This window comes from Streptomyces manipurensis, from assembly GCF_049570255.1.
GTDB lineage: Bacteria > Actinomycetota > Actinomycetes > Streptomycetales > Streptomycetaceae > Streptomyces > Streptomyces manipurensis.
In genome coordinates this window covers 4970188-4985591 of sequence record NZ_CP186950.1, presented here as the reverse complement: position 1 = coordinate 4985591, position 15404 = coordinate 4970188, and the positions used below count along the sequence as shown (strand labels likewise).

Genomic DNA, 15404 nt, shown 5'->3' with positions numbered 1-15404 from the left:
CCTCGGTCCATTGACTGAGATGCCTATTTCATCATCCGAGGTCGAGACGCAGGAGATCTTCCTCCGTCTCGCGGCGAACGATCACCCGGGCCTCCCCGTCACGCACCGCCACGACGGGCGGCCTCAGCGCGTGGTTGTAGTTGCTGGCCATGGAGCGGCAGTACGCGCCGGTCGCGGGCACGGCGAGCAGGTCGCCCGGCGCGAGGTCGGCAGGCAGGAACGCGTCCTTCACCACGATGTCCCCGCTCTCGCAGTGCTTGCCGACGACGCGGACGAGCATGGGCTCGGCGTCGGAGCTGCGGGACACCAGCGCGATGGAGTACTCGGCGTCGTAGAGGGCCGTACGGATGTTGTCCGACATCCCGCCGTCCACGCTCACGTACGTGCGCAGCCCCTCCAGCGGCTTGATCGTCCCCACCTCGTACAGCGTGAACGCGGTCGGGCCGACGATGGCGCGGCCCGGCTCGACGGAGATCCGGGGGGCGCGCAGCCCCGCGCTCTCGCACTCGCGGGCCACGATCTCGGTGAGCGCCTTGGCGATCTCGTGGGGCTCGCGGGGGTCGTCGTTCGAGGTGTAGGCGATGCCGAGGCCGCCGCCGAGGTCGATCTCGGGCAGCTCCACGCCGTGCTCGTCGCGGACGGCGGCCAGCAGCCGCACGACGCGCTTGGCGGAGACCTCGAAGCCGGCCATGTCGAAGATCTGCGAGCCGATGTGCGAGTGGACGCCCAGCAGCTCCAGCGAGTCGTGGCCGAGGGCGCGGCGCACGGCCTCGGCGGCGGACCCGTCCGCGACGGCGATGCCGAACTTCTGGTCCTCGTGCGCGGTGGCGATGAACTCGTGCGTGTGCGCCTCGACGCCGACCGTCACCCGGATCTGCACGGGCTGGCGTACGCCCAGCTCGCGGGCGGTGTGCGCGACGCGGGCGATCTCCTGGAAGGAGTCGAGGACGATCCGGCCCACCCCCGCCTCGACGGCCCGGCTGATCTCGCTCTCGGACTTGTTGTTGCCGTGGAAGGCGATCCGGTCGGCGGGCATGCCCGCGGCGAGCGCGGTCGACAGCTCCCCGCCGGAGCACACGTCCACGTTGAGCCCCTCTTCCTTGAGCCACTTCACGACGGCCTTGGAGAGGAACGCCTTGCCGGCGTAGAAGACGTCGGCGTCCTTGCCGAAGGCGGTGGCCCAGGCCCGGCAGCGCTGCCGGAAGTCCTCCTCGTCGAGGAAGTAGGCGGGGGTGCCGAACTCCTCGGCCAGCCTGGTGACTTCGACACCGCCGACGGAGACGACCCCGTCGTCCCCGCGCCGGACCGTACGGGCCCAGACCTTCTCGTCGAGCGCGTTCAGGTCGGCGGGGGGCGGGGAGTAGTGCCCCTCGGGCAGGACGTCGGCGTGACGGGGACCGGCGGGGTGCGCGGAACGGCTCATCGGTATCTCTCTTCGCGGTTCACAGGCGTTCGGGTGCGTCCGTGCCGAGCAGGGCCAGGCCGCCGGCCAGCACCGTCCCGGCGGCTTCGGCGAGGGCGAGCCGGGCACGGTGGGCGGCCGAGGGTTTCTCGTCCCCCCGGGGCAGTACGCGGTGGTGGAAGTCGAGCAGTGCGTCGGCCAGCTCGACGAGGTACCGGACGAGCCGCTCGGGGGCCCGGTGGTGCGCGGCGGCCTCGAGGACGAGCGGGTGGTCGGCGAGCAGGCGCAGCAGGGCGGGGGCGTCGTCGACCTCGCCCGCCTCCGGGTGGAAGCCCAGCTGCCCGGCGTTGCGCACGAGGGCGCGGCTGCGGGAGTACGCGTACCGCACCCGGAAGAACTCGGAGGCCTCGCCCTGGTGCAGCAGCACGTCGGAGAAGGCGGGGGTCTCGCGGGCGGGCACGGCGAGCATGGCCCAGCACGCGGCGTCGGCCCCGTACCGGCGGACGGCGTCGGCGTCCCGCCGGGCGAGCGGGGCGACGGGCAGGTCGGCGGGAACGTCCTGCTCACTGCCGCCCTGCGCCCGCACGAGCCGCTGCACGCACCGCCGCACGACGCGCTGGCGCAGCCCGGCGGCGGTACCTGCGTCGTCGGGGGCGTCGGCACCGTCGGGGCCGTCGAGGTCGTCGGGGAGGAAGGCGGCCCCGCCGCGCACGTCGCGGATCGCGATGTCGAGGACGATCACCTGGGCGACGAGCGCGGGGGCGGCGGGGGCGGGCAGCACGAAGTTCAGGAACCCGGGTCCGGTGACCTCCACCCGCTCGATGCCCGGCTCGGCTCCGAGCCGGCGGGCGAGCACACCGGCCACGTCCCGGGGCGGGCGTCCGGCACTCCGCGCGACGGCGAGGGCCGCGGGGGTGGCGTACTCCCCCACCCCGCCGGGCCGCGTCCGCTCGACGACGACCCGCTCGGGCACCACCGTCCCGACGCCCAGCTCCCCGTCGGCGACGGCGCGGCGCACGGCACGTACGACGCAGGGCGAGAGGTCGGCGGGGGTCACGGGACCAGCCTAGGGGAGACGCCCCGTCATCCTGCGAAGGGTTTCGCCATGTGAACACCGGGCCGAGACGACGCCCCCACGGGAACGACCGAGGGGCACGCCACAAGCCGCGCAAGAACGACGCCGAGCCGGGACGACAGCCTCGCGAGAACGACGGCGGGGCGGCGTGACAGAAGCCTCCGAACGGGCCGGGGGGCCGACGGACGTCAGCCGCGCCCTCTGCCGGCGGGTGCCCCTCTCCTCCCGTCGCGGCGGCCCTTGCGCTCGACCAGTCGGCGGACGACCCGCACCAGCTCGGCGGGCTCGAAGGGCTTGGCGAGGAAGACGTCGACCCCGGCGGCGTTCCCGCTCTCGACCTCCTGCTGCGTACAGGCACTGACGATCGCGACGGGCAGGTCCCGCGTCTGCGGATCGGCACGCAGCTGGGCGACCGTCCCGAACCCGTCGAGCCGCGGCATGACCACGTCGAGCGTGATCACGTCGGGGCGCACCCGGTGCACGATGTCCAGACACTCGGCACCATCGTTCGCGGTCACCACCTCGAAGCCCTCCAGCTCGAGGTTGACCTTGATCAGCTGCCGGATGACCTTGTTGTCGTCGACAACGAGGACCCGGCCAGAGACGCCTGGCACAACTCGAGAGTAGGTCGAGCCGGGGCCCCGCGTCCGGGTTTTCGCCACTTCCACCCCGCGCGGACGACGCACACCCCTCCGCCCCGCAAAACGGTTCCTGATCACCCCGCGGAAGCTGGTAGTGTTCAACCCGTCGCCGCACGACGGACGACACGCCCCCGTAGCTCAGGGGATAGAGCAACGGCCTCCGGAGCCGTGTGCGCAGGTTCGAATCCTGCCGGGGGCACTTCGCAGGAAGTGCCCAAAGACCCCGCCATCAGCGGCAACGCTGAAGCCGGGGTCTTCGCGTATGTGCAGCCAACTGCCGTGCTGTGCGGGCGTCGGGTCGGTGTGAGGGGATCTTGGAGGATGGCTCCAGTGAATCGAACGACGATCTGGGGGATCTCGTGGATGTGACCACTCTTGCCGTCGCGCTCATCGGCGTCGGAGGGGCGTTGGGTGGAACGCTCGGTGGGGCGGTGCTGAGCGAGCGGGCCGCCCGCGCACAGGCTGCGGAGCAGAACCAGCGTGCCGACCGTGAGCGGGGCGAGGAGCGTTCCGAGCAGGCCTTGCAGGCGAAGCGGGAGCTCTATGCCCAGTTGAACACCGCGGCACGGGCCTACCGGGTCGCCGCCCGTGACGCCGTGGAAGCTGCCGGGCGCGGCGAGGACATGGATCCGGGTCTGCTGGAGGCTGCCAAGGAGGCCTGGGCGGAGCAGTACTCCCAGGCGCAGATGACACTCGCTCAGGATGTGCTGCACGTGGCATCGGCCCTCAACAGGGCGCTCGGGGTGGGGTATTCGGTGGTGAAGCAGCTCCCCGTCGGACCGCGGTCGGACGCGGCGTTCCAGCGGGACCGGCGGTGGTTCTCCGGTCCCCTGTCGGACGGTGTGTACCTCCTGAGGGTCGTGCTCCGCCACGACCTCGGCGTCGAGGTCGATCCCGACTTCGAACGGACCCGCGCGCGGATGCTCTCCGCGCTCGACTCCGAACGTGACGCATTCGCGCACACACTCGCTGCCGAGCGGGGTGACGCGTCCCGTCGGGCGCTGTGAGTCCCGCCCGTCCGAGAGGCCTCGGATGCGGGCGGCGTGGTTCGGTCTGCCAGGTGTTGCACGTCCGTACGAGGCCTGGGGCAGGGAGTCTGTGGGTTCGGCGGATGGGCGGGGAAGAGTGCGCTGCCTAAGGTGGTAGACGAGGCCCGCAGAGCGCCGCCGGCCTGGTGCTTTGTGGGGACGAGCTCGGAGTGGATGGGGCGGCACGGATGCGTGAGCTGGTGGAGACGGCGAAGCGGTGGGTGGCCGAGGGGCGGTCGGCGTATCTCGCCCGGCCCCTGACCGAGGAGGGCTTCGGCCCGCGGGATCCCGGCGGTGCGCTGCTCGTGGACGCGCGCGGGGAGTGTGCGGGGGCGCTGTACCGGGGGGTGTTCGACGCCGAGCTGGTCGCGGAGGCGGGTGCCGTGCCCGCCGGGGCCACGGCGCGGGTCTGCGAGGTGTCGGTGCGGCGGGCCGAGGCGGAGGCCGCGAAGCTGACCTGCGGTGGCCGGGCCGAGGTGCTGCTGCAGCCGCTGGCGGAGATCCCCGCCGAGTGGTGGGAGCTGCTCGGCGAGGGCGTCGGGGTGGCGTTGGTGACGCGGCTGAACGAGGCTGCGGACCGGGCGTCCAGTGTGGTCGTACGGGCTTCCGGGCGCGCGGAGGACGACGCGGCGCGGCGGGCCGGGGAGCTGCTGGCCACGCGGCGGCCCGGGCGGGACGCGCTGTACGGGGAGGCGGGGCTGGTGCTGGTCGAGGCGTACCCGTCGGCCCCGTACGTGGTGATCGGGGGCGGCGGTGAGCTGGCCGAGATCATCGAGCGGCAGGCGCTGCTGCTGGGCTGGGAGGCCGTACGGGTCGAGGCGGCCGAGGAGGCGGGCAAGGCGATCGAGGCGCGGCGGGACGCCGCGTGCGTGGTCGTGCTGAGTCACGACGAGGACTTCGACGTGCCGACGCTGCGGGCGGCGCTGGCGGCCGGGGTTCCGTACGTCGGGGCGCTCGGCTCGCGGCGTACGACGGCGCGGCGGCGGGAGGGGCTGCTGGCGGCCGGGGTCTCCGAGGCCGAGCTGGCCCGGGTGCACGGGCCGATCGGGCTGGACCTCGGCGCCCGTACCCCGGCGGAGACGGCGCTGGCGATCTGTGCCGAGATCCTGGGGGTGCTCGGGACCCGCACGGCCGGCGGTGCGCTGCGGGACAGCGCTGGGCCGATCAACCCCTGAGGCGCCCCCGCGCCCCGCCCCGCCCGCCTTCCTCCGCCCGGCAGCGGCGCGCCTTTCACGGCCCCGTGCGGGCGGGTGGGCGGGGTGCTCGGCAGGCGAGATTTGGTAGGACGTGGGAGAAAATGTCCCTATGGACATGATCCTGAGCGTGGACGCGGTCGCCCTCGACATCGTGTGGTTCCTCGTGGTGGGGATCCTCGTGGCCGGCATGCTGCTGGGCGGCTTCAAGCTGGGCCAGCGGGTCAGGGCCAAGGAGCCGCCGCCGCCCACCGCCGAAGAGCAGCCGCACCTGCCCAGTGGCGGGGCGGTGCACGAGGTCCGCGAGGAGCGGGACCAGGTGGAGATCCCCGAGGGCGGCCTGAGGCCGCACGAGATGCAGGGCTACGGGAACTTCGGGTCGACGACGTCCGCCCACCCGGACGAGGTCCGCGCGGAGCGCGAGTCCGGCTACAAGCAGCCCGAGGGACCCGGTCCGCACCCGCAGCCAGGGGCTCCGCCGGACGCCGGGCGCGGCGCCCACGCCTGACCGGCGCCTGACCCGGCGCCGACCCCGGCCCCCAGGCCTCGGACCTCTGACCCGCGTCCCGCGCGGGTCAGAGGTCCGTTCGCAGTCGGAGCACCTCGGGCGGCGGGTGCCGGGCGGAGGCGTGGCGGACCTCGGCCGTGAGCGGCGGGTCGAGGGTGCGGAAGGGGACCTCGCCGAGGCCGATGGCGGTCACGGTGGCTCCGGGCCGGGTGGCCCGCCGTTCGGCGACGGCCTGGGCCACCTCGGCGCGCAGCGCCGCCGTGAGCGGGCTCGACACCAGCGGGGTCTCGTCCCCCACGGGCAGGACCAGGACGAGGGCGAGCGGCCGGCGGGGGGTGCCGGTGTAGCCGATGACGGCCGCGTCGCGGACGTCGGTGTGCCGCAGTTTGCGCCAGCCGCGGCGGCCGCTCGGGTAGGCCTGGTCGAGGCGTTTGATGACGAGGCCCTCGATGCCGCTGGCGGGCAGGGTCTCGTACCAGGTGGCGGCGAGTTCGGGGTCGGTGGTCATCGGTACGGGCTGCAGGGGCGGGCCGAGCGGCAGCAGCAGGTCGACGAGGAGGGCCCGGCGGCGTTCGTAGGGGCGGGCGCGCACGTCGAGCCCGGCCAGTTCCAGGACGTCGAAGGCGGCGTACGAGGCCGGCAGGCTCTGGGCGAGTACGGCGGCCCGCGCCGGGGTGGCCGCCGCCCGCCGCTGTACCAGGGCGAAGTCGGTGCGTCCGGCGTGCCAGACCACGACCTCGCCGTCGAGGACGGTGCCGGCGGGCAGTTGCAGCGCGGCCGCGGCCAGGTCGGGGAAGGCGCTGGTCACGATCCGCCCGGAGCGGGCCTGGAGGGTGACGTCGGAGGCGGTGCGGACGACGACCATGCGGTGGCCGTCGAACTTCGGCTCGTACGCCAGGCCCGCCCCCTGCGGCAGGGTGCGTACGGCGGTGGCCAGCGCGACGCGGATCACGGCCCGGCACCGGGGAGGGGGCGGGCCCGTGCGGGGTCGGCCGCGGCGGCGAAGAGGTCTCCGTGGCGGTCCAGCCGGGGAGCGATGTCCGCGGCGAGGAACACCAGGCCGGCGGGGGTCCGGCAGGCCTCCACCTCGTCCCAGGTGACGGGCGTGGAGACGGTCGGGGCCCGCCGGGCGCGCAGGGTGTAGGCGGCGGCGGTGGTCTTGGCGGCGGCGTTCTGGCTGTGGTCGACGAAGACCTTGCCCGGGCGCAGGGCCTTGGCCATGCGGTGGACCACCAGGTCGGGGAGTTCGCGCTCGGCCTCCTGGGCGAGCCGCTTGGCGTAGGCGGAGACCCGTTCGGAGGGGGTGGGCTCCAGGGGGACGGCCAGGTGCAGGCCCTTCGAGCCGGAGGTCTTGGCGTGGGCGTCGAGGCCGTCGGCGGCGAGCCGGTCGCGCAGCCAGAGGGCGGCGGCGCAGCACTCGACGATCGTGGCGGGCGGGCCGGGGTCGAGGTCGAGGACCATCCGGTCGGCGACGGCGGGGCTGCCGGCGGGCCACTGGTGGACGTGGAACTCGACGACGAGGTTCGCGGACCACATGAGGGTGGGCAGGTCGGCGACGACCACCTGGGTGGCGGAGGGGTCCTCGGAGCGGGGCACGGGGGTGGTCCTCACCCAGTCGGGCGTGCCGGGGGGCGGGTTCTTGGTGAAGAACAGCTGGCCCTCGGGGCCGTCCGGATAGCGCAGGAAGGACACCGCACGGTCGTGGATCTGGGCGAGCAGGGGCTCCGCGACGGTGGCGTAGTAGTGGAGCACCTCGCCCTTCGTGAAGCCGGTCTCCGGGTAGAGGACCTTGTCGAGGTTGCTGAGCGCGATGCGACGGCCCTCCACCAATGTGATCGGCGTCATACGATGAGACTGCCACGAAACAGGAGGAACCGTGCGATCCATCTGGAACGGAGCGATCTCCTTCGGCCTCGTCAGCATTCCGATCAAACTCGTGAACGCCACCGAGAGCCACTCGATCTCTTTCCGTCAGATCCACCTCGCCGACGGCGGCCGGATCCGCTACCGCAAGGTGTGCGAGCTGGACGGCGAGGAGGTGTCGGGCGCCGAGATCGGCAAGGGGTACGAGGAGGCGGACGGGTCGGTCATCCCGATCACGGACGAGGACCTGGCGCAGCTGCCGCTGGCGACCGCGAAGACGATCGAGATCATGTCGTTCGTACCGGCGGAGGAGATCGATCCGCTGCAGATGGACGCGGCGTACTACCTGGCGGCGAACGGGGCCACGGCGGCCAAGCCGTACACGCTGCTGCGGGAGGCGCTCAAGCGCAGCCGGAAGGTCGCCATCGCCAAGTACGCGCTGCGGGGGCGGGAGCGGCTGGGCATGCTGCGGGTCGTCGACGACGTGATCGCGATGCACGGGCTGCTCTGGCCGGACGAGATCCGGGCGCCGGAGGGGGTGGCGCCGGACGAGAAGGTGTCGGTACGGGACGCCGAACTCGACCTGGCGGACGCACTGATGGCGACGCTGGGCGAGGTGGAGATGGCCTCGCTGCACGACGACTACCGCGATGCGGTGGAGGCGATGATCGCGGCGAAGGCGGGTGGCGCGTTCGAGCCGGTGGAGGCGGCGGGCGAGCCGGCCGGGGGCCAGGTGATCGACCTGATGGCGGCGCTGGAGAAGAGCGTGCGGGCGGCGAAGGCGTCCCGGGGCGAGGCGGAGGACGAGCCGGCGGACGGGGCCGGTGGGACCGGTGGGGCCGACGCCGGGGACGGCGGCGCGGAGGTGACTCCGATCCGTCGGCCCGCGGCGGGCCGCAAGGGCACGGCGGCGCCGAAGGCGGTGGGCGGCAAGAAGTCCACGGCCACCTCGGCCAGGAAGACGGCATCGGCGACGGCATCGGCTCCTGCGAAGCGGGCCACGAAGTCGACGACGAAGACGGCGGGCAGCGCCGCGTCCGCCCGGGCGGGGTCCGGGACAGGCAAGAAGGCCGCCTCCACCAAGTCGACGGCCTCGAAGTCCCGTACGGCGAAGGACAGTCCGGCCGCGGCGGCCAAGAAGACGAAGGCGGCGACCCCGCGCAGGAAGACCTCCGCCTGACGACGTGACGGGCCGGCGGGCGGACGGGCGGTCCGGCGCGCCGCGCGACCCCCGGCCGCCGCCCTCGACCGCCCACCGCGCCGGAGCCTGCTGCGGTGCGTCCGTCGCGGTCCCGGTCCGCCCGGGCCGGGCCCGGGCAGGACGGCGTTCCAGGGCTCCGCTCAGCGCCTTCCGGCGTGGCGGCCCGGGCGGGGCGGGGTGGGGCGGCGGGGGGCGGGGAGCCAGGTTCTGGTGTCGCGGGCCAGCGCGAACAGGGCTTCCACGTCCGGTGGTTCGAGGACGGCCGGGGCCGCCAGCAGGTCCGGGGTCGCCGTCGGGTGCTGCAGGACGCGGATGTCCCTTACGGTCGGGGCGACTTCGAGGCGGGAGGCGTCGACCAGGGCCAGGGCGGGGGTGACCGCGACCTCCAGGGCGCGGCCGACCCCGGCCGCCGCGCGCCGGATCCAGCGGGGGTCCGGGCGCGGTGGCGTGCGGCCGACCGTGAGCAGGAGGTCGCCGACCGCGGCGCGCTGGCGCCGGCCGGGGACCGTACGCACGCAGTACACCCCGGCGGGGCCGATGAGCAGGTGGTCGAGGTGGCCGAGGCCGGGCAGCGGGACGTGGTGCAGGGTGCGCCAGCCGTCCGGTTCGAGTGCGTCGAAGGCGTCGCCCATGCGGGTCTGCGCGGTGAGGTCCTGGCGGAGCCGGTGGCGGGTCCGGGTGCCCGCGGGGCCGTGTTCGAGCTCGCCCAGCAGGGTCTCCCCCGGGCGGTTCGGGGCCAGGTCCGCGTCGGGCGGCATCGCGAGGCGGCACAGGTCGGCGGCGGTGGGCACCGGGGGCGGGCCGATGGTGACGGCGCCGCTCAAGTAGGGCCGCAGCGCGGCCAGGACGGCTTCGCGGTGGTCGTCCGCGAGGACGCTGATCCGGTTGGCCTGACGGTCGTACCAGGCGACCGACCGCCCGTCGGGCAGGTTGACGTACAGCCGGCCGCGGCCGGGCCGGCCGCTCGGCAGTACCTTGAGTCCGCGCATTCGCCTCACCCCCGCGTCCATGGGAGCAGTCGGGGGGCCGCTCGGCAATCCCTCGGTTGTGTAACGACTCCGACGGGTCGTTGCGGCTCCGCTGTTACACGAACGGGGCTCCTCCGCAACGGCGGAGCCCTAGGTTGGTGGCGCCCGGAGACGCCGGGCCCCGACCAGTACCGAAGGACTTCCCGTGAGCCGCGTCCGCCGCCGCACTCTCGTCCGCGCCGCCGCCGTGACCGCGTGTGCCGGCAGCCTGCTGGCGCTGCCGGCCGCGGCCGCGCTGGCGGAGGGGGTCCCGGCGGCCGCCGCCGCGCACTCCGCGGGCCCGCAGCGGACGCTGCTCAAGAGCCTCGCGCTCGCCGACGGCGTCTCCACGGCGAAGGTCTACCGGACGGCCGCGGGCGCCTACCAGGCCGAGATCCTCTCCGCCGACGGCACCCGGGCCGCCGTCCTGAACAGCCGTGACGGGGTGACCGACTTCGGCGGTACGGGCGGCCTGCACGCCGCGCTGGACCCGGCCGGCAGGCTCACCTCGTGGGTGGGCGAGCCGTCGGGACAGGACGGACACGTCGTCGCGGGCGCCGGCCACAAGACGGGGATCCGGGACGGACGCGTCGTGCCCGTGTCCGCCGCGCAGCGGGCGGCCACCGGGGACACCCGCGCCCTGGAGGCCTCGTCCGCGAGCGGGCGGCGACTGAGTACGCTGGCCGACGGCCCGGGCCACGGCGTGCTGCTGCTCGCCGCCGGCGGAGGGATCGCGGCCGTCGGTGCGGCCGGGCTCGGCTTCGCGATGCTGCGCCGGGGGCGCACGGACGGCTGAGCCGCCGGCCACGACCGGTTCCGGCTCGCCGCGGCGCCTGCCGCCGGCTCCGCGCCGGCGCTGACGGTGCCGACACCCGTACCGGCACTGGTACCGGCACCGGATTGGGCAAAAGGGGCGCAGGTCCGCTTAGGGTTGACGTGATCGGCGCGGATCGTGCGCCGTCGGGGTGCGGGCAGAAGGGCACGGGGGCTGTGAACAGGATGCGATCGCCCGGCGCGATGCCGACCCGCCGCCTGCGGACCCCCGGCCCCACGCCTCGCCGCCCGACCCGCCGCCTGCCGGTCCTCGCGCTGTCGGCGCTCCTCGGTGCGCTTCCGCTGCTGGCGGGCTGCGGCGACACCGGCGGGCTCGTGGGCGCCGGTGCCACGGCGACCGCGATCGGTCCGGTGCACCTGTGGCCTGACCGGCGGGGAGCCACCGTGCCGCCGGCCGACCCGGGGGGCGCGCCGCCCGAGTACGTGAAGGGCATCCCGCCGGTCCGGGACGAGAACGTGCACGCCGTCGATCCGGTCGCCCTCGTCCAGGCGGAACTGCAGGCCCATCCGCGGGCCGCTTCGGGCCCCGACGGCATACCGCGCGAGACCGCCGACGCGATCCGGGCGTGCGCATCGCAGGGGGCGGACGGGGCGGACGGGTCCGAGGCCGGGAAGTGCCCGGTGCTGAAGCCGTACTACCGGGACCTCACCGGCAACGGCAAGGACGAGCTGATCGTGGGCATCGAGTTCCCCGACACGATGATGTCCGTACGGGTGTACACGGCGGACGGGGACGGCCGGCTCAACCGGATCATGGCGACCACGGAGACCGTCGTCTCGGTGGAGCTGGCCGGGCGGGACGTGATCCTGCGGGTGCCCAGCGGGAACCACGGCTACGAACTGGTCACCGCCTGGTCCTGGGACGAACGGCAGCTCACCATGCTGCCGACGCGCGAGCAGATCGTACGGGTGCCGGGCGGTCCCCAGGGCCCGAAGGGACCGGGCGGGCCCGAGGGCGGACCCCAGGGGCCCGGCGGGCGCGGCCCCGGTCCCGGCCCTGGTCCCGCCGCGGGCCGGCCGTGACGGGGCGGGGCCCCGACGCCCCGCGGCGGGCAAGGACATGGTCACGACTGCGACTGCGACTGCAACTGCCCGCCCGGACGGCCACGCTGACCTTCAAGTCGGCGTGCTTCATCGCGGTCATGTGCTGCTCGCTCGCGGCCGTCCTGGGGGCGCTCGTGCACGTGGAGGTGACCCGCCAGACGGTCGCCTCGGCCCGGGAGAAGGCGCTCGGCAAACTGCAGGACGTCACGGTCGCGTACGAGGCGGGCGAGGCCCTGCCGCCCGACGCGGGACTGGATCCGGCGGGGCTGCCGCCGGAGCTGCGCGCGCTCGCGCTCGGCGGCCACCGCGGCACGGTGGTGGCGCAGTACCGGGGGCGGCCGACGATGTGGGCGGCCGCACCGGCCGACGGGCGGGCGCTGGCGGCCGCCGTGGACTACGGGCAGAGCGCCCGGACGATCCGCGGCCTGGACAACGCGATCATCGGGTCGTCGGTGCTGGCCATCGGCGGGACCCTGCTGGTGGGGGCCTTCGCCGTGACGCGGGTGACCCGGCGGCTGCACCAGACGGCGCACGTGGCGCGGCGCATCTCCGGCGGTGATCTGGACGCGCGGGTGGACGATCCGCGGACGCGGGACGTGTCGCGGCACCAGGACGAGGTGGCGACGGTGGCCGCGGCGCTGGACACGATGGCGGGCAGCCTGCAGTCGAAGCTGGAGAGCGAGCGGCGGTTCACGGCGGACGTGGCCCACGAACTGCGCACGCCCCTGACGGGGTTGCAGGCGGCGTCGGAGCTGCTGCCCGAGAGCCGGCCGACCGAGCTGGTGCGCGAGCGGGTGCGGACCATGCGGCAGCTGACGGAGGACCTGCTGGAGATCTCCCGGCTGGACTCGGGCCGCGAGGTGGTGGAGTCGGACCTGCACCAGCTGGCGCGGCTGGCCCGGCGCGTGGTGCGGGCGTCCGGTACGGACACCGGGGTGGTGGTCCTGCGGGACGCGCACGTGGAGACGGACCGGCGCAGGCTGGAGCGGGTGCTGGGGAACCTGGTGGCCAACGCGCACCACCACGGGCGGGGGCGCCGGTGGTGGTGACGGTGGACGGGCCGGTGGTGTCCGTACGGGACCACGGGGACGGGTTTCCCGAGTACCTGGTCTCCCACGGCCCGCAGCGCTTCCGCAGCGGCGGCGGTACGGGGCACGGGCTGGGGCTGACCATCGCCGCGGGCCAGGCGCGGGTGATCGGGGCGACCCTGCGGTTCCGCCCGGCGGAAGGGGGCGGAGGGCTGGCCGTCCTGTCCCTGCCGGGCCCTTAGCCGGAGCCCGCCGCCGAGGCCGCCCCGACGGATGCCGCGGCGCCGCCGCCCGGGACGGCACGTACGCCCTGAGCCGGCCGCGGCGCGCGCGGGCCGCAGGCCCCGACGGGAGCAGCGCGCGGCGCGCAGCACCCGACGGACCGGGGCCGCGGCCCCCGAAGGCCGGCCGCGACAGGCAGGCCCCGCGGGCCCGGTGCGTACGCGCCGCGGCGGCCCGGAGCGGCTCCCCGGCGGGAGCGGCCCGGCCGGACCGGGAGGGTCAGGAGGCGGACGCGTCGGGGCGTGGGGGCTTCGACCAGGGCCAGCGGAGCTTCGGCTTGGTGCCCGAGGGCACGTGGCGGTACTTCCAGCCCTTCTGCAGGCCGAGCCGCTTGGTGTACCCGGCGGGGACACGCTCGTAGAGCAGCACCGTCGGGGGGCCGTCCGGGGCAGGGACGGGGATCTCGTACCACTTCGGCGGGTGCCCGGTCGGGCCGGTCAGGATCGGGAGGACCCGGCCGTCCATCGGGCCGCCCTCGAACGGCGTCGGTTCGCTTCTCACCCCACCAGTGTCACAGCAGGTGGGCGGCCTCGGAGACCACGGGGATCACGCGTCGGGCCAGGGAGCCGACGGGGCCGTCCGCCGATTCCAGGGCGAGGGCGGCGCGGGCGGCGGCCGCGGTCTCCGGGTCGGTGGCCGCGGTCGCCGTGAGCAGGGCGATGAACTGGTCGAGCAGCCAGTCCCGGAGCGTGTCGACCCCGGGCTGCTTGCCCTCGTCGATCCAGATCAGGGAGGCGGCCTCGACCGCGGTGATCCACGTCCGGACCATCATGCGCAGCCGGGGGCCGGGCGCGGGGACCCCCAGGTGCAGGAGGATCTGGTCGGCGGCGGCCCGGCGGATGCCGTCCACCGTCGCGGTCGTGCGGGAGGTCTCCACGACGCTGCCGCCCTGGAGGAGGGCGGCGAAGCCGGTGTCGTGCTCGTCGACGAAGGCGAGGTAGCGGTCCAGGGCGCGGGACAGCCGCTGGGTCAGGGGGCCCTGCTGGGGCTCGGCGAAGCACTGCTCCAGCAGGTCGGCCGCCGAGCGCAGGGCGGCCTCGTACAGCTGCTGCTTGCCGCCGGGGAAGTAGCGGTAGACGAGGGGGCGGGAGACGCCGGCCGCCTCCGCGACGTCGTCGAGGGAGACCTCCTCCGGCGCCCGGTGCGCGAACAGCGAGAGGGCGGCGTCGAGGAGTTGGGCCCTGCGCTCCTCGACGCTCAGCCTGCGGTACGCGCGTACGGTCATGCCCGCAGGGTAACCCCGGAGCGGCCGCGGCCGGTCGGCGTCCGCGAACTCCTCCGCGGCGGCACGCCCTACGCCAGCAGTCCCGAGCTGCGCCACAGCTTCCGGCCCACGCCCCGGAGCACGCCGATGTCGTCGAGGAAGTCGGTGAGCCGCTTGGCGCCGGTCTGCATGACCTCGCGGCGGTGTCCGCTCGCCCGGACCTGGGCGACGGCCTCGCGGCGGTCCAGGCCGACGTTGTCGTACACGGCCGGGTTCACGAAGGCGAGGGAGAAGACGCGGGCGGCCTCCCCGCAGCTGATGCGGGTGAGTTCCTGCTCCCAGCGGGGGGCGGTCAGCATCTGGCGGCGCAGTTCCTCGCGGGCGTAGCGGACGTGCCGGGCCTCCTCGATGACGTGGATCCGGGTGACGCCGCGGACCAGCGGCTGGATGCGCTCGTCCGGGAAGGTCAGGCGCTGCATCCAGTCGAGGATCTCCTCGCCGAGGAGGGTGCAGGCGAAGGAGCCGGGGGTGGTGGAGACGGTCTTGAGGATCCGCGCGAGGTTGTGGTTGAGGCGGGAGACCGGGTACGCGGGGGTGCCGCTCTGCGTGATCATGCGGGCGAACATCATGGAGTGCCGGCACTCGTCCGCGATCTCGGTCAGCGCGTACCGGACGTGATTGCTGGTCAGTGACTTGTCGTAGATGTGGCGGACGAGGAGCTGCATGAGGATGATCTCGAACCAGATGCCGAGGGAGCCGAGCGCCGCCGCCTCGTGGCGGGAGAGTTCGATGCGCTGCTCCTCCCCCATCTTCTTCCACAGCGGGGTGTCGTAGAGGGAGAGGAGCTCGGGCGGCCAGTAGTACTTGCCCTCGATCATGGGGGCGTCCCAGTCGAGTTCCTTGTCGGGGTCGAAGGAGTGCTTGGCCGAGGATTCGAGCAGGCGCTCGGCTATCTGCTCCCGATCCTTGAGCAGGCCGAGGGCGTCCCTGAGCGCGGCTCGTTCGGTCACGGTCGTCATGGCTTCGGACACCTCGTCGTCGAGTTACCGGCGGTCACTACTTATGAGACTGGTTGTCAGCAAGGTCGTCAATCC

Annotated in this window: 15 protein-coding genes, 1 tRNA gene and 1 pseudogene; 8 read left to right on the top strand and 9 right to left on the bottom strand. The window is 74.4% G+C overall.

Annotated features, from left to right (window positions below; all coding sequences use genetic code 11):
• Positions 1-31 precede the first annotated feature (31 nt).
• The 3 genes from lysA to ACPU2J_RS23210 all read right to left on the bottom strand — a co-directional run bounded on the left by lysA (position 32) and on the right by ACPU2J_RS23210 (position 3163).
• Positions 32-1423 (bottom strand): diaminopimelate decarboxylase, encoded by a 1392-nt coding sequence (gene lysA, locus ACPU2J_RS23220; RefSeq protein WP_420079585.1) that lies wholly within the window; start codon positions 1421-1423, stop codon positions 32-34.
• A gap of 19 nt (positions 1424-1442) precedes the next feature.
• Entirely contained in the window at positions 1443-2459 is a 1017-nt protein-coding gene (gene nrtL, locus ACPU2J_RS23215; protein WP_423833928.1) for an ArgS-related anticodon-binding protein NrtL, read from the bottom strand.
• Between the two features lie 206 nt (positions 2460-2665).
• Positions 2666-3163 (bottom strand): response regulator, encoded by a 498-nt coding sequence (locus tag ACPU2J_RS23210; RefSeq protein WP_420079587.1) that lies wholly within the window; start codon positions 3161-3163, stop codon positions 2666-2668.
• Positions 3164-3245: 82 nt separating this feature from the next.
• Here ACPU2J_RS23210 and ACPU2J_RS23205 point away from each other — a divergent pair.
• The 4 genes from ACPU2J_RS23205 (at position 3246) to ACPU2J_RS23190 (ending at position 5847) form a co-directional block, all read left to right on the top strand.
• A tRNA-Arg gene (locus ACPU2J_RS23205) sits at positions 3246-3317 on the top strand.
• Positions 3318-3432: 115 nt separating this feature from the next.
• Complete coding sequence (locus ACPU2J_RS23200; protein ID WP_420079605.1) at positions 3433-4125, top strand: hypothetical protein; 693 nt, start codon at positions 3433-3435, stop codon at positions 4123-4125.
• A 209-nt stretch (positions 4126-4334) separates the two neighbouring features.
• Positions 4335-5321 carry an XdhC family protein gene (locus ACPU2J_RS23195; protein WP_420079606.1) on the top strand — a complete coding sequence of 329 codons (987 nt, stop codon included), beginning with the start codon at positions 4335-4337 and terminating at the stop codon, positions 5319-5321.
• 130 nt (positions 5322-5451) lie between these two features.
• Positions 5452-5847 carry a DUF6479 family protein gene (locus tag ACPU2J_RS23190; RefSeq protein WP_365488261.1) on the top strand — a complete coding sequence of 132 codons (396 nt, stop codon included), beginning with the start codon at positions 5452-5454 and terminating at the stop codon, positions 5845-5847.
• 67 nt (positions 5848-5914) lie between these two features.
• Here ACPU2J_RS23190 and ACPU2J_RS23185 read toward each other — a convergent pair whose 3' ends face one another.
• Together ACPU2J_RS23185 and ligD are read right to left on the bottom strand one after the other, a co-directional pair.
• Entirely contained in the window at positions 5915-6796 is an 882-nt protein-coding gene (locus tag ACPU2J_RS23185) for an ATP-dependent DNA ligase (protein ID WP_420082354.1), read from the bottom strand.
• Complete coding sequence (ligD, locus tag ACPU2J_RS23180; RefSeq protein WP_361591472.1) at positions 6796-7692, bottom strand: non-homologous end-joining DNA ligase; 897 nt, start codon at positions 7690-7692, stop codon at positions 6796-6798. Before ligD ends, ACPU2J_RS23185 begins: the two co-directional genes overlap by 1 nt.
• A 31-nt stretch (positions 7693-7723) precedes the next feature.
• Between ligD and ACPU2J_RS23175 the strand changes: the two genes are divergently transcribed.
• Complete coding sequence (locus ACPU2J_RS23175) at positions 7724-8890, top strand: Ku protein (protein ID WP_423833927.1); 1167 nt, start codon at positions 7724-7726, stop codon at positions 8888-8890.
• Positions 8891-9051: 161 nt separating this feature from the next.
• Here ACPU2J_RS23175 and ACPU2J_RS23170 read toward each other — a convergent pair whose 3' ends face one another.
• The gene (locus tag ACPU2J_RS23170) at positions 9052-9900 is read right to left on the bottom strand and encodes a nuclease-related domain-containing protein (RefSeq protein ID WP_423833926.1); all 849 of its coding nucleotides are present in this window, start codon (positions 9898-9900) and stop codon (positions 9052-9054) included.
• Between the two features lie 184 nt (positions 9901-10084).
• Here ACPU2J_RS23170 and ACPU2J_RS23165 point away from each other — a divergent pair, with 184 nt between their 5' ends.
• The 3 genes and pseudogenes from ACPU2J_RS23165 to ACPU2J_RS23155 all read left to right on the top strand — a co-directional run bounded on the left by ACPU2J_RS23165 (position 10085) and on the right by ACPU2J_RS23155 (position 13066).
• Entirely contained in the window at positions 10085-10714 is a 630-nt protein-coding gene (locus ACPU2J_RS23165) for a hypothetical protein (protein ID WP_420079609.1), read from the top strand.
• A gap of 203 nt (positions 10715-10917) precedes the next feature.
• Positions 10918-11775, top strand: coding sequence for a hypothetical protein (locus ACPU2J_RS23160; protein WP_420082355.1), 858 nt, complete (start codon positions 10918-10920; stop codon positions 11773-11775).
• A gap of 53 nt (positions 11776-11828) precedes the next feature.
• Positions 11829-13066 (top strand): annotated as a pseudogene (locus tag ACPU2J_RS23155) (histidine kinase dimerization/phospho-acceptor domain-containing protein).
• A gap of 259 nt (positions 13067-13325) precedes the next feature.
• On the opposite strand, the gene ACPU2J_RS23150 reads toward ACPU2J_RS23155, so the two are convergent.
• From ACPU2J_RS23150 to ACPU2J_RS23140, 3 genes are all read right to left on the bottom strand, one after another.
• Entirely contained in the window at positions 13326-13607 is a 282-nt protein-coding gene (locus tag ACPU2J_RS23150) for a hypothetical protein (protein ID WP_361591466.1), read from the bottom strand.
• Positions 13608-13617: 10 nt separating this feature from the next.
• Entirely contained in the window at positions 13618-14331 is a 714-nt protein-coding gene (locus ACPU2J_RS23145; RefSeq protein ID WP_361591464.1) for a TetR/AcrR family transcriptional regulator, read from the bottom strand.
• Positions 14332-14399: 68 nt separating this feature from the next.
• Complete coding sequence (locus ACPU2J_RS23140; RefSeq protein ID WP_365069590.1) at positions 14400-15329, bottom strand: AurF N-oxygenase family protein; 930 nt, start codon at positions 15327-15329, stop codon at positions 14400-14402.
• Positions 15330-15404: the final 75 nt, after the last annotated feature.